A 15588-nucleotide genomic window follows, 5' to 3' on the forward strand; every position below is an offset into this window, starting at 1 on the left:
AGGAGATTAGACCTTATGTTGAAAAAATTGTTGGCAACAGCCCTTCTTGTTTCATCCGTTACGCTTGCAGCTTGCTCAAGCAATAATAGCACAACCACGGAAAGCTCTTCCTCAGCAAGCCAAACCCAGTGGGAAAAAATCAAGGAAGCTGGAGTCTTGAAAGTTGCTACGCCAGGAACCCTCTTTCCAACTTCATACTACAACGATAATAAAGAATTGGTCGGATATGAAGTCGACATGATGAATGAAATCGGTAAGCGATTGGGTGTGAAAATTGAGTTTCAAGAAGTTGGGGTAGCAGAAGCCTTGACATCAGTTGATTCAGGAAAGGTTGATGTATCTGTAAACAACTTGCAACCAACAGCTGATCGTAAAGAAAAATATAACTTATCAGAAGCCTACAAATATTCTGTTAGCGGTATGATTGTCCGTGAGGACGGCTCTTCAAATATCACTGCAGCAGATCTTTCAGACTGGAAAGGTAAAAAAGCGGGTGGTGGTGCTGGGACTACCTTTATGAAAATTGCTGAAAAGCAAGGGGCAGAACCAGTTATTTATGATAACGTTACAAACGATGTCTATCTCCGTGATGTTTCAACTGGACGTACAGACTTTATCCCTAATGACTACTATACACAGGTTATCGCTGTTAAAGTGATTACTGCAAAATTCCCTGATATTAAAGTAAAAATGGGTGACGTAAAATACAATCCAAATGAATCTGTGATTGTAATGAGCAAAGAAGATGACAGCTTGAAACAAGAACTTGACAAAGTAATCAAAGAAATGAAGGAAGATGGTAGCTTGAAAGCCATCTCTGAAAAACACTATGCTGGTCAAGATTTAACAAAACCTGTCGAAGGTGCAGATGAATTGCCAGTAGTAGAAGTTGATTAAACTATGAGGAAAAGATTGCAGAGCAATCTTTTCTTTCAATTGAGTAGAAAGGCGAAAAAATGAACATCAATTGGGATGCTATATTTGATCCGAACTTAGCTGCAGAAGCAATTCCTCTTATTTTAGAAGGACTCCCCTATACCTTATCCTTGTCCTTAGTCGGATTTGCTCTAGGGACCTTCCTTGGCTTCTTTGTTGCCCTACTTCGCATGTCCAAGTTAGCGCCGCTGCGCTGGCTCGCCATGACACATATTTCTCTCATGAGGGGCATTCCTCTTATGGTTCTCCTCTTTTTCATCTATTTTGGCTTGCCCTTCATGGGTCTGCAGTTAGATGCTATTTCGGCTTCCATTATTGCATTCACTTCTATGTCCAGCGCCTATATTTCTGAGATTATTCGGGCTTCCCTTTCAGCTATTGACAGGGGACAATGGGAGGCGGCACGTTCCCTGGGTTTGCGGACCAATGTGATTTATCGGAAAATCATCATTCCCCAAGCTTTCCGCATTGCCCTTCCGCCCCTTAGCAATGTTCTCTTGGATATGGTCAAAAGTACCTCGTTGACAGCCATGATTACAGTGCCAGAGATTTTCAATAAGGCCAAGATCGTCGGCGGAGCTAAATCTGACTACATGACAGTCTATATCTGCGTAGCTCTCATTTATTGGGTTATTTGTACCCTCTATGCTGTCGGACAGGTGCATCTTGAAAAAAGCCTGGCAACCTATTAAGATTGAGATTGGAGGAAATTTTCTTCAATCTTTTTTTAATACCTGCAGATTTCCAGTTTGATAAAATAGAAAAGCTTTTTCTTAACTTTCACTGTGGAATTTGCTATAATCAAGAGAGAAATATGCCTAGGAGGCGCATTATGGAATTTAAACAGATTATGGAAATTCTAGAGGGAATGAAGGTTGGAATCTTTGCGACAGTTGATCAGACGGGAGCTCCTCATGCCAGACCGATTCATATCACGGCTGCTACGGAAGAAGGAGTATTCTTTATGACAGGATCAGAAACTCATTTTTACCACCAATTGATGGGAGATGAGCGCCTAGCCGTCACAGCCTTATCGGAGGAAGACTACCTGATTCAAGTCATTCGGATTGAAGGTAAGGCCAGACCAGCTAGCCAAGAACTCTTGGAAAAGGTTTTTGCAGATAATCCCTATGTCCAACATGTCTATAAGGATGAAGAAAGCCGCAAGACCATGCAAATTTTCCAGATCTATGAAGGAAAAGGCTTCTATCATAGTTTGACCCAGGGGCACAAGTATGTCTTTGAGCTCAACAGCCCATCAGGAGCCGTAAGAACCATCTAATAAGGAAGCGTCTAAGCAAATCAACAGTAAGAATCAGAGAAAGAGGGAATGAGTGAGAGTATATATTACGAATCTAAACGGACATGCGGCATCATCTACCGCCCAAATCGGACAAAATATGGTGACCGATATTGCAGTAAGCTTGGGTTATCGTGAAATGGGGATATACTCCTATGACATGTCCGTGGACAATCCTGCTGAATTGAGCAGACGGATGGATGGAATCATAGCGGGTTTGAGCCATGGGGATGTGGTCATTTTTCAGACCCCGACTTGGAATGCCACCGAATTTGATGACCGCCTGATAGCCAAAATCAAAGCCTATCAAGTCAAACTGGTCATCTTCATTCATGACGTAGTTCCGCTCATGTTTGAAAGTAATTATTATTTAATGCAGCGGGTCATTGACTACTATAATAAAGCAGATGTCATTATTGCGCCGAGCCAGGAGATGCTTGACTTGCTCAGAGAAGAAGGGTTGACGGTCGAAAAAACGATTGTACAAGGCATGTGGGATCATCCAACCGATTCTCCTCAACTCCCAGCAACCTTCCAGCACCTGATCCATTTCCCTGGTTCGCCAAAACGCTTTGGTTTCATCAAGGAGTGGGATTACCCTGTCAAGCTCAATGTCTATACCAATGAATTGCTGGATTATCCGGAGCAGGTGAACAGGCTCAACTACCGCCCTGACCAACAGCTACTCATCGAAATGTCCAGAGGTGGCTTTGGCTTGGTATGGATGGACGATCATGACAAAGGCTATCAGAAGATTTACTGTCCCTATAAACTAGGAGCCTTTATAGCTGCGGGCATACCAGTCATTGTCCAAAAGGGTATTGCCAACCAAGACCTAATTGAGCGACACGGGTTGGGCCTAGTCGTTGAAAGTCTGGACGAAGCAATTGAAAAAATTCTAGCGATGGATGAAGCGACCTACCAAAAATTAGTGAAGCAGGTCCGAAACTACAGTCCTCTGGTGCGTAAGGGATACTTTACTAAGAAACTCTTGGTTAATGCTGTCTTTGAAGCCCTAGGCTCCAACCGAGTTGCAGACTAATCTATAAAGCAAAAAACTCCAACCTCAAGGAAACTTGAAGGTTGGAGTTTTTTTCTGAAAACCAAATTAGCATTCATTTTTTCTTATGGATAAAATTGACATTTTATGAACAAACATGCATATTATACAGGATTCCAAGGACTGTTTGGGGCTGAGCAAAATTTTAGCACCAATCTATAACGTTCTTGTAAACGTATCGTTCTGGATAAAAAATTCAAAAAAAGTTCGGATAAATGTTCGGATTATACCGATAAAATAGTCTGGGGGGGGGGTAAAAAACGAAAATTCTTATTATTGGTCGATTTCGCCTATCTTCTGATGAAAATAAATAAAAATATATGCAAAATACTTGAAAAAAACGTGAAAAATGATAAACTGTTAGACAGACTTATTGTGGACCTTGTAGTCCAGGGTCAGAGACTAAAAAAAGGAAGTAGGAAAAGAACAGGTTAAAAATTATTAAAATTATTAAAATGACAAAAATAGAGCGAATCTAAATAAAATACTTGATATTTTGTATATATTTATGATATGCTAGCGACGTAGTCTATCAGAAGACTAACTGGACAGGGTACGATTCTGTTAGTCTTGTTCTAATTTGCTTGGCTTCAAATGTAAGGGCTTATAACTGCTTGGGTTCAGTCTTCAATGCAGAAAGTTCACCCTAGATAAACCATCGCTGGTTAAAAAGGAAATTAAGTAATTTAGAACAAGACTAAAAGGACATCATTAAGAGTACGTTTTGAACACGCGTTTTCTTTTCTGTCTATAAAAAATAACATTTATAGGGAGGTTTCGATGCGTAAGGCAAAGAAAAAAACATTTAACTGGTATGGAATGAGACAACATTTCTCGATTCGTAAATACCATTTTGGAGCAGCTAGCGTCTTGCTTGGTATGTCCTTGGCACTCGGTGCAGGCGGACAAGCAGTAAAAGCGGAAGAAACAGCTGCTTCATCAGAAGCGTTAGCTTCTACAACAGCGACATCTTCAACACAGGCTAGCTCAGAAGTTGCGCCAGCTACAAGTGTTGAGGCAACAACTACTACAGCTACTGAAACAGCAGCACCAGCAGCTACAACAACAGAGGTAGCCGCTACAGAACGTACAGCAACTATCAACTATATCGTTCAGTACCTTCTTGAAGATGGTACTCTTGTTGAGGCAGTTGTGAAGTCAGCAACAGTTAAAACAACTGATAGTACTGCTAAAACAACTGTTGACGTAACAGCAGAACTACCAGAAGGTTATATTTTGGCCGAAGGTCAGGAAGAAATAAGTTCACATGAAATAACAGAGGGTGCTGAAAACCTTGTTACGATCAAAGTTGTTAAGAAAGCAGAAGTAGCTTCAACGACAACTGAGGCTCCAGCAGCAACTACTACAGCTACTGCACCAGCAGCACCAGCAGCGACAACACCTGCAACTGCTGAAGAAGCAAAAGTTGTTCTTGAGCAAAATATCTCAGAAGCACAAGTTTTGTCAAACGAAGCTGACCGCCTTGTTGCTACATCTGATAGCGATAATTCTGCTTTGAAAACAGCCGCTAACGCAACAAAATTAGCTGCGAGTGAAGCAACTAAAGTCTTGAAAGACTCAGTAGCAACTCTTGAAACTGTTAATGCACAAATCAATGCGGTTCGTTCAAACGTAGAAGCCTTGGCCTTGGAATTGCGTAAATTCTTGGGAACTGAAGATATCCAAGTATCGCTTGCTGTTGTAACTGGTGCAAGTCTTGGTGGAAAAGGAACAGGTGTTCAGGTACTTGCTGGTCCAACCGTAGGCCCGTCAATGGATGATCCAAATGGTGCAGCTGTAACATCAACCACTTCAGGGACATTAAAACCGACTGAAACTGCAGGCTATACTACATTTAAGTTTTTCCCATTAGGTGGTAATGGTACGGTATGGTATGACAATACGGTTGGTGTACCTCGTGGATATGGAGGAAAATCAACTGATGGTGCTTATTTAAGAGCATCAGTTGCAAAAGATGCCTCTGATGAAATTTTAGTTGAATTAGTAGATAAAAATGGTAATGTTCTAGAGACTCATATAATGAGTCCGACGCAAACTGCAGAATTTACTCATTTTCAAGCTCAATCAGCGAATATTCCAATCATAGCTTCATATTCTGCTGATTCTATTTCGGATTCAGCATTTGGTACGCTTCTTGTAACATTTGATAAGAATACTATTTCTCCAAATAGTTTAATCCCAAAACTTATTACAAATACGACTTCGTATGTTACTGAGAATGGAGAGACACTAGGCACGTATACAATGGTAACAATGCCTGGTTTAACAAATACTCCATCAGGTGTTCGTGAATTTTCTGGTTATGAATTTGTTAAAACTACGACGAGTACTGTAGAAGTATCTCCTGTTGCGGGTGCACCTTATGTAGAGCAAGTTCGTCAAGGCTATCCTTTAAATTGGGCTGATGGCGGACCGTATTTCCAATACAAGACCATTGTTCGTCCTGTTGCTGGTGAAAAAGCTGTTGTTAAAGAAATTTGGATTGCTGATCCAAACTACACAGGTACCCATGATTATTCAACCACTTCAGAAGATGGTTTCATTAAGATAATAACGACTTCTAAGATGGGGATTGGACAATCCAATACAGAATTTATGTTGGATCCTGGGCTTATCGGCACTTACAAAGTTACAACTCAGGCTGGTGGAACTCTCAGAGAGTTGACAGATGCTAGTCAGTTGAACCTTTCTACACTTGGAAATAATGAGTGGATAGATATTCGCTTTAGAAATGAAGCTTCAGGATTATCGCATCTAGGTATTACAAATAATGGTAGCGGAGGAGTGAACTATCTCCAACTCCACTTTGGACGTGACCGTCGTCCTGGTGACACACCAGATACTATGCTAGGTATTACATTGCCAGTTACATTAAGATATGCTGGTGTAAATATGACAGAAACGACTCATGTTTATAAACCAGTTATCCAAGAAGCGATCATCCGCTACCAAGTTCAAGGTGCGGCAGACTTCTTAGAAGATTCAGGTACTTTGACAGGTAACCCAGGTACAGACATCACTTACTCAACAGAAGCTACCATTAACAAGTACAAAAAACTTGGTTATGAGCTTGTATCTGACAACTTCACAGCAGACGCAGGTCAAGACTACGACTACGATACAGCTGTTAAGCAAGAATTCCTTGTTGTTATTAAGCCACGTGTCGTTGAGGTTCCTAAAGGTGCTGTACCAGGTGACCCAGTAGATCCAACAGATCCAAACTCACCAGTATGGCCAGCAACTGTTGAAAACTTGGAAACAACTCAAGAAGTAACCCGTACAGTTGAGTACAAGTATGAAGATGGTACACCAGTTCGTGTAGATGCTGCAGGTAATGTCTTGCCAAAAGACTCTACAGAAGGTACACCACTTGTTAAGACTGAAACTGTAACCTTCACTCGTCCAGCTCAAGTCAACCTTGTAACTGGTGAAGTGACTTACGGTGAGTGGGTAGCTGATACGACAGATACTCTTAAAGGTAATGTCCTTCCACAAGTTCCAGGTTATACAGCAAGCAGTACTACTCTTGAAGGTGCTGATGCGCCAATGACAGAAACAGTCAAGGATAAGACTGTAACTGCAACTGACGCAGACATCAACGAAGTAGTTTACTACAAAGAAAATCCTAAGTATGGCGATGTTGTCGTTAACTATGTAAACACAGACGGTAAAGTGATTGCCTCTCCTGTTATTGATACAAACGAAGCTCTTGTAGGTACAGAGTACTCTACTGCTGACCGTGTACCAAAGAAAATCATTGAAGATGCTACTGGCGATGTTTACTACTACAAAGAAATCAAACCTGAAGATGCAGCCAAAGAAACTGGTAAGGTTGTAGAAGGTACAACGGAAGTTACTTACGTCTATGAAAAAGCTGGTAACGTCGTTGTGAACTATGTAGATGAAAATGGTAACCCACTATCAGGTACAACCAACACAGGTGCACCAACAGCAAGTACGGTTAATGATACTGTGGATGGTAAGCCTGGCACGGAGTACGATACAAAAGACTTGAAACCAACCACCATCACAACAGCAGACGGGAAAGTTTACGAGTTAGTACCAGCATCTACAAAAGGAACTGAGGCTGGTAAGGTTGAAGCTGGTAAGACAACAGAAGTAACTTACGTCTACAAAGAAGTGAAAGGTAACGTTATTGTTAACTATGTGGATGAAAATGGTAACCCAATTTCAGGTGTAACTGATGCTGGTAAAGAAACAGCAAGCACAGTAGAAGACACTCCAGAAACATCTACAGGTACTAAGTACGATACAACTGACCTCCGTCCAAACACAATCACAACAGCAGACGGTAAAATCTACAAACTTGTTCCATCTGCAGTTCCTTCAAATGAAACAGGTACTGTTACACCAGGTACAACAGAAGTAACCTATGTGTACGAGTTGGTACAAGGTGATGTTGTTGTTCATTATGAAGATAAAGAAGGCAACCCAATCGCTAAAGATGTTACAGATACAAAAGTAACAGATACTGGTACGGCATATGATACAACTGATAACAAACCAGAGAAAATCATTGACGATACAACTGGTGAAGTTTACTATATCTTGCCGAAGGATGAAGTGAAAGCTGGTTCAGCTCCTGAAACTGGAAAAGTTACAGAGGGTACAACAGAAGTTACCTATGTTTATGAAAAAGCTGGTAATGTTGTTGTTAACTATGTGACTGAAGACGGTACGCCTATTAAGACACCTGTAAACGATGAAACAAACGCTAAACCAGGTTCTGATTACAACACAACTGATAACAAACCAACTGAGATTACTGGTGAAGATGGTTCACGTTATGTCTTGATCCCATCTAAGACAATTGGTCCTGAAACAGGTTCTGTTGAAGGTGGTAAGACAACTGAAATCACTTATGTGTATAAGAAAGTCGCTAACTGGATCCCTGAAATTCCTGCTACACCAGAGAATCCAACTCCAGTTAACCCAGTAATCCCTTATCCATTCGATCCAAAGGACCCAGATAAGCCAATCGATCCAACGACACCTTACCCAGACGGTAATGTTCCATCAATCCCACATGTACCAGGCTTCACACCAGTTGATCCTAAGACAAATGAGCCATTGAAACCAGTTGATCCAACAGATCCAAGCAAGGGTTATGTACCACCAACTCCAGATGAGTCAGGTAAGGATACACCAATCCCTTACGTTCAAACTGGTAATGTTGTAGTGAACTATGTGACGGAAGACGGTACGCCTATTAAGAGACCTGTAAACGATGAAACAAACGCTCCAGCAGGTAAGTCTTATGACACAACTGATAACAAGCCAAACACTATCACTACAGAAGATGGTACAACTTATGAGCTTGTCCGTGTTGATGGTCCTGAAACTGGTACTGTTGTAGGTGGTAAGACTACTGAAGTAACTTACGTTTACCGTAAAGTAGAAACACCTACTAAGAAAGTTGTAACCAACCACGTTGACGAAGAAACAGGTCTTCCAATTGCACTGCAAGAAGAAGGTACAAGACCTAACAAGTCAATCCCAGGCTACGAGTTCACAGGTAAGACTGTAACAGATCCAAACGGTAACACAACTCACATCTACCGCAAGGTAACTAAGGTTGTGACAAATCACGTTGACGAAAATGGTAACCCAATTGCACCGCAAGAAGAAGGAACAACACCTAACAAGTCAATCCCAGGATATGAGTTCACAGGTAAGACTGTAACAGATCCAAACGGTAACACAACTCACATCTACCGCAAGGTAACTAAGGTTGTGACAAATCACGTTGACGAAAATGGTAACCCGATTGCACCGCAAGAAGATGGTACAACGCCTAACAAGTCAATCCCAGGATATGAGTTCACAGGTAAGACTGTAACAGATCCAAACGGTAACACAACTCACATCTACCGCAAGGTAACTAAGGTTGTGACAAACCACGTTGACGAAAATGGTAACCCAATTGCACCGCAAGAAGAAGGAACAACACCTAACAAGTCAATCCCAGGATACGAGTTCACAGGTAAGACTGTAACAGATCCAGATGGTAACACAACTCACATCTACCGCAAGGTAACTAAGGTTGTGACAAACCACGTTGACGAAAATGGTAACCCAATTGCACCGCAAGAAGATGGTACAACACCTAACAAGTCAATCCCAGGATACGAGTTCACAGGTAAGACTGTAACAGATCCAGATGGTAACACAACTCACATCTACCGCAAGGTAACTAAGGTTGTGACAAACCACGTTGACGAAAATGGTAACCCAATTGCACCGCAAGAAGATGGTACAACACCTAACAAGTCAATCCCAGGCTATGAGTTCACAGGTAAGACTGTAACAGATCCAAACGGTAACACAACTCACATCTACCGCAAGGTAAGCAACCCTGCTGCACCAAACCCACAGGCTCCTTCAGCGCCTGCTAAACCATCAGCTCCAGCAACTCCTGCTAAGGCTGGTGCAGCTCAATTGCCAAATACAGGTGAAGCTTCATCATCAGCAGCAGTTCTTGGTGTCGGTATGCTTGTTGCAGCACTTGCTCTTGCAGGTAAACGTCGTCGCAAGGAAGACTAATTAGTTTTAGTAGTAAAAGGTATTTGCCTCCACTATATAAGATGAAATAGATAAGAAAAGTATCGACTTTTTGAAAAAGTGGTCCTATAGGCAACGGCATTAAGTTAAGGATCCTATTCCAATATTTATTATTGGATAGGGTCTTTTATTTATGTGACTTTTAGTCCGTCACGCTCCGTAAGGTGCGTGACAAATAAACCACCCGCTATGCGGGTGTGCGACGAAGGTTATACCAAAAAAACTCCAAACGCGATACAATAAAGGTGTTCAAGCCTATTGTAAAGCGAGAGGAGAAAAGTATGGCACAAAAGGCACATAGTTTATCACATACAAAGTGGTTGTGTAAGTACCACATTGTCTTCACACCTAAGTATAGACGAAAAATCATCTATAATCAATATCGAAGTAGCTTGGGAGAAATATTCCGACGTTTGTGTAGTTATAAAGGCGTAGAAATTATCGAAGGACATCTGATGCCGGATCATGTTCATATGTTAGTCAGTATTCCTTCGAGATTAAGTGTATCAAGCTTTATGGGTTATTTAAAAGGTAAGAGTGCTCTTATGATGTTTGATAAACACGCCAATCTCAAATATAAATTTGGCAATCGCCATTTCTGGGCAGAGGGCTATTATGTAAGTACAGTTGGACTTAATGAAGCCACAATTAAGAAATATATACAAGAGCAGGAAAAGCATGATATAGCACTTGATAAATTGAGTGTAAAAGAGTATGAAGATCCCTTTAGGGATAATGGCAAGTAGTACGAATGCCTCTTTAAGAGGCTAGTGACGAGTCAAAAGCAGTGAGGCTTGAACAAAGTGAAAGCCAGCGTCTTTAGGCGCTGGCTGGTGATGTGGGCTTATAGCCCTTGTTCAAACCACCCGTTTGACGGGTGGTCATGATTTTCAATAAAATGATAGGCTAATACTCAATGAAAATCAAAAAGGAGTTTTCCCAAGGTTCAGTCTATTCAAACAATTTTAGAATCATGCATTTTAAGACTCTCAGCCGACATTTCTTCTTGTTGTCATCGAACCGAGGCTGGGCAAAAAGTCCAGCCTCGCTTCTCATAGTTCGTGTCAACATCTCAGCGCAGTGGTTGATTGGCAGATTTGTTCGTGTTTCACACTCCAAATCTGACCTAATCAACTATGCGGGGGTGAGAAGACGAACTCATTTTTGAAAAATAGAGTTCTTTCTCACTCCCACTCCAGTTTCAACCAACGGGGTTGTTTGGATTCGCTTTTTCGTAAATTGTTGAAGTGACATATCCCGCCAAGCGACGGTTATAATAGATAGTAAGTGCTATTTATCATGTATTATGATAAAATAGAAAGAAAAAATATCGGAGTTTCATGAAAAAAATATTGTTTTCCAGTCTTACGCAACGTATTCTTTGGACTGTGCTTGTTCTCTTTATTTATATGTTAGGTAAGTACATACCATTGTCGACCTATCCTCAAAACCTGAGTCAGCATCAGTCGGCTTTGGCGCAAACCTTGAATAGTTTTGCCTTGGTTACTGGTGGGGAATTTTCTAGACTCAATTTGTTTTCACTTGGCTTGAGTCCGTGGATGACCAGTATGATTTTATGGCGCTTTGCGACTGTCTTGAAGGTAAATGATGGCTTCACTCAGGTTCAAAATCATATCAGTCAGATGTTTATTATGCTTTTAGTTGGCTTGATTCAGTCCTTTGGTTTTATTGCAGTCCAATCGGAATTCACCGCCTCACCTTATCGTCAGCTAGCAACGATTTTGATTTTGCTTGCTGGTTCTTTCGTATTAATGTGGCTTGGAAATCTCAATAATGAGAAGGGCTTGGGTGGTTCATCAGCAATCATTGTGACGGGGATGGTACTCAGTTTTATCATGAGTATTACTGCTCTTGATACAGCGAAGTTCTCTCATCCGTTAGTCTTGGTGGGACTGTCTCTTATAGCTTTGTCTTTAGTTTGGTTGACTATCTACATTTACAAGGCGGAATACCGTATCCCAATCAGAAGGATTATGATTAATAGTGATTTGCTCAAATCGTCCTATATTCCAATTCGATTGACTCCTGCAGGAGGAATGCCTTTTATGTACGGAATGACCTTGATGACTCTGCCAGTTTTGCTTTTACAGGGGTTGATGGCTCTTTTTCCGCAACTAGAAGTGCTGAGAGGAGTTGAAAATCAGTTATCAATCGCATCATTAGCGGGGATTCTTTTGTATAATGTCATTCTCTTTTTACTCTCTTATGGGTTCGCATATTTTAACATGGATCCGACGGATGTGGCGGAAAACATGCAAAAGAACGGTGACTATATTGAAGGCGTTCGTCCAGGAAAAGCCACGCAGGTATTTTTGACAATAAAGCTAAATCGATTGGCCTTTATCGGTGCGATTTATACCTGTTTCATGGGTGGCTTGCCACTTCTTTTGACTTGGTACTTTAAAGCAGATACTGGTCTGGGCATGATGGTGAACAATATCTATATTATTACGACTTTGATGTTGACGATTGTTGAACAGGTTGATATTATTCAGTCTTGGAAAAAATATGACCATATCATTTAAAAGGAGAAATCATGTATTATTTTGTACCGTCTTGGTATAGTAAGGAGAGAAAGTGGAGCGCAGAGACACCTGTTTGGTATAGAACATTTGAACAAATGAGTTTTGATGATACTGTAAACCAGGTCAAAATGTTTGATCATGCTGATGAAAAGGCAGGCTTGATTTTATTGGGTTACCAGCCGCAACTACACTATTTTTTCCATAAGCATGGTCTGCATCGTGTATCCTATTGGTCTTTCTTTGATGATATTCAAAACATTGCTGTTTCCAACCAGGTAGCCATTCATTTCAAGGATTTGAACTGGCCAGAAGGCGTCCAATTTATTTATTCGCCATTTGCAGTCATTGCACAAAGTGATGCAGGAAAATTGGCTGAAATCCATTTTGCAGAGAATGGAAACTTACTCCATATTCAATTCTTTCAAGGTGACTTGTTTGATAAAAAGTACGTTTTTGATGATAGAGGTTTTTTGTCTAGTTTAATTTATTTCAGAGATAATCAGCCTTATTATCAAGACTATTTAAATACCAATGGAGTTTGGCAAGTCCGTGAATGGTTCGCAGAAAAAGATTATCTGTTAGAGATTAATCCCGTTTCTGATAAGCCTATGGCACATTCCTTCTATCAATCATGGGAAGCGTTGATGTTAGAAAGATTGGAAGTTTTCAAAAAAATGCATGTTAAAGAGAAGGATGTTCTAGTCATTACAGCTGACCAGCAGCATGCTTCTATGTTCTTGAATGTTTTTCCTCTTCATCATAAGATGTTCTCCTTCTTCGGTCAGCGGTTTGATATGGAAGATAAGGAATTGCTTTCGTCTATCCTACTCTTTTCTAAACATATTTTGGTTGATACGAGTTCAAAGGAAGAAGAAATCTTGCAATTTATCGCTTATCAAGGTTTAACAGATGTCTCTTTGCATAGAATTACTCCCTTTGATACCCGCTTGCGTCTGGGACAGAGTCAGCTCTTACGGGAGATCATTCTGTATTGCTTGGTCGATGGTGTAGAGGATATGCCTAAGCTTTTTCCAATCTTACTAGATATCATGGAGAAATATCCGACCATTCATTTGCACTTTGTGACCTATCAAAAGGATTACCCATTACAATACTTGGAAAATCAAATTGTTAGTCATATTTATGAAGCACGGGATGTCAATCGTTTTTTCACTGCTAAGTCATTGATGGGCGAAAACCAAATTGATGAAGGAGAAGATGATTTCGTTCTGAAATCGATTCAGTTTGGGTGTTTAACAAATGAAAATCAGATTATTCAGCAGCTGGATACTGCCCGTCTGGTCTTGGACTTGTCACCACAACCAGACCTCTATACGCAGATTGCGGCCATTAGTGCTGGGGTACCGCAGATTAACCGTGTTCAGACAGCTTATGTTGAACATAAGGAAAATGGTTGGGTGCTGAAGCATGCTGGAGATTTAGAAGCAGCCGTTCAGTATTTCTGTGATGGTCTGGCGAATTGGAATCGTTCCTTGGTTAAGTCTGTTGAGTTGATGACAGACTACACTGGTGGGAACTTGATAAAACAATGGAAGGAATTTTTTGAGAACTGATGGCAAAAGTTAGAATTGTACAAGTTGGAAAGCAAAATTGGGCGGATGCTGTCGAATTGCCTGCGGATGTCGAATGGTTTTTCACTGACCAGTCCTCGATAGAATTTCTTCTAGAAGATTGGCAAGTTCAAGGCTTGATCTGGGATGAGGCCAGTGAATTGCCAAAACCGAAGAAACCCTTTCAATTGGCTGCTTTGGTTGTTAGCGAATCTGTTTCTGAAGCAACTCTTGAGGTCTTTAAACAGTGGCTAGATCCCTACTCTATCTTTCTTGATCAAGGTGTAGAAATTACAGACCAGCAAGGAGATGGACTTGTTCGTTCCATGTGTCCACAGATGTTGCCTCAAATGGCCCAAGCGGGAGATAAAGCCTTGTTCTTGGTTAAGAATTTGTTTAATGGACAATATGGTGAGAAGTTGAAAGTGGCAGATATTGATATCCATCCTCAATTTACAGGAAGAATGGAATATGACGGGAATGTCGGTGTCGAGTTTGAAGGGGACTTTGGTCAAGATTTTACCCAACTCTTCACTTTCCGTTATAATATCATGGCGGCCGAGAAACTGATTGAGATTTGGCCTGAGTATGAAAAACAAGCGAATATCTCTCTTCGTTTAGAGATTTCGACTATTCGAAAAGGAAGTATCTCAGATGTCATGGATCGTCGATATCTTGAGGAGCAGGAATTTGCCGAGCCTGTTCAATTGCCGGACTTAGACGATGCAGGTTACTATACAATTTCATTCTATGTTAAGGGAAAAGGCAAGGTAAAATTCGGTCCTTGTCACTGGCGTTTCTCACGGAGCGGACTTGGACGCTTCATTTTAGGTGGAAAAAGGATGGTAGATAGTAGAAGGCAGGAAATTTTTTCCTATTTCTATCCAGGTGACTTGAAGCCACCACTGAATGTTTATTTCTCTGGTTATCGTTCTGCGGAAGGTTTTGAGGGCTTCTACATGATGAAAAATCTAGGTTGTCCTTTCCTGCTTTTGGCAGATCCAAGGCTTGAGGGAGGGTGCTTCTATTCTGGAACCAAAGAGTTAGAGGAGCAGATTGTAGAAAAAATTAGAACAACTTTGGATTACCTTGGTTTTTCTAAGCAAGATTTGATCTTATCAGGCTTGTCCATGGGGGCTTATGGAGGGCTTTATTATTCTGCTGTCTTGGAACCTCACGCTGTTATTGTAGGGAAACCTTTCACAGACTTAGGTGACGTAGTGACGAATTTAAAGTTGAGACGTCCAGATGAATTTGAGACGAGTATAGACATGCTCCGAAATGTTGTTGGTCATTCTTCTAAGGAATCGATTAAGGAATTTAACCTTCGTTTCTGGGAGAAGATTGCACTAGCTGATTTGAAAGATACACGCTATGCGATTGCTTATATGGAGCAAGATGACTATGATCCCTTAGCGACCATCCGCTTAATTGACTTTTTGGCGGAAGATGAGGTCCATATTTTCACAAAGGGGTATGAGGGGCGCCACAATGACAATAGTTTTTCTATTAACAAGTGGTTCTTGACCCAGTACAACCGTATATTGTCCCATGATTTTGGAAGGAGTTAGG

Annotated in this window: 8 protein-coding genes and 2 pseudogenes; all 10 read left to right on the forward strand. The window is 41.0% G+C overall.

What is annotated here, in order from left to right; translation table 11 throughout:
* Positions 1 to 15: 15 nt before the first annotated feature.
* On the forward strand, positions 16 to 897 hold the full coding sequence (locus C1E58_RS09830) for a transporter substrate-binding domain-containing protein (RefSeq protein WP_105210211.1): 882 nt from the start codon (positions 16 to 18) through the stop codon (positions 895 to 897).
* Positions 898 to 956: 59 nt separating this feature from the next.
* Complete coding sequence (locus tag C1E58_RS09835; protein WP_105210212.1) at positions 957 to 1628, forward strand: amino acid ABC transporter permease; 672 nt, start codon at positions 957 to 959, stop codon at positions 1626 to 1628.
* A gap of 140 nt (positions 1629 to 1768) precedes the next feature.
* A complete protein-coding gene (locus C1E58_RS09840) occupies positions 1769 to 2218 on the forward strand; it encodes a pyridoxamine 5'-phosphate oxidase family protein (protein WP_105210213.1) in 450 nt (149 codons plus the stop codon).
* Between the two features lie 52 nt (positions 2219 to 2270).
* Positions 2271 to 3278, forward strand: coding sequence for a sugar transferase (locus tag C1E58_RS09845; RefSeq protein WP_193441745.1), 1008 nt, complete (start codon positions 2271 to 2273; stop codon positions 3276 to 3278).
* 837 nt (positions 3279 to 4115) lie between these two features.
* Positions 4116 to 7529 (forward strand): annotated as a pseudogene (locus C1E58_RS12635) (mucin-binding protein); the annotation flags it as partial.
* A gap of 147 nt (positions 7530 to 7676) precedes the next feature.
* Positions 7677 to 9881 (forward strand): annotated as a pseudogene (locus tag C1E58_RS12640) (MucBP domain-containing protein); the annotation flags it as partial.
* 299 nt (positions 9882 to 10180) lie between these two features.
* Positions 10181 to 10645, forward strand: a complete 465-nt coding sequence (gene tnpA, locus C1E58_RS09855; protein WP_105210215.1) for an IS200/IS605-like element ISSsu4 family transposase — start codon at positions 10181 to 10183, stop codon at positions 10643 to 10645.
* Between the two features lie 594 nt (positions 10646 to 11239).
* Positions 11240 to 12445, forward strand: a complete 1206-nt coding sequence (gene secY2, locus C1E58_RS09870; protein ID WP_105210216.1) for an accessory Sec system protein translocase subunit SecY2 — start codon at positions 11240 to 11242, stop codon at positions 12443 to 12445.
* Positions 12446 to 12456: 11 nt separating this feature from the next.
* Positions 12457 to 14019, forward strand: coding sequence for an accessory Sec system protein Asp1 (gene asp1, locus C1E58_RS09875; RefSeq protein WP_105210217.1), 1563 nt, complete (start codon positions 12457 to 12459; stop codon positions 14017 to 14019).
* Positions 14019 to 15587: an accessory Sec system protein Asp2 gene (gene asp2, locus C1E58_RS09880; protein WP_105210218.1), complete on the forward strand. Its 1569-nt coding sequence runs from the start codon at positions 14019 to 14021 to the stop codon at positions 15585 to 15587. The genes asp1 and asp2 overlap by 1 nt, the downstream gene beginning before the upstream one ends.
* Position 15588: the final 1 nt, after the last annotated feature.

This window comes from Streptococcus suis (assembly GCF_002964575.1).
Classification (GTDB): domain Bacteria; phylum Bacillota; class Bacilli; order Lactobacillales; family Streptococcaceae; genus Streptococcus; species Streptococcus suis_R.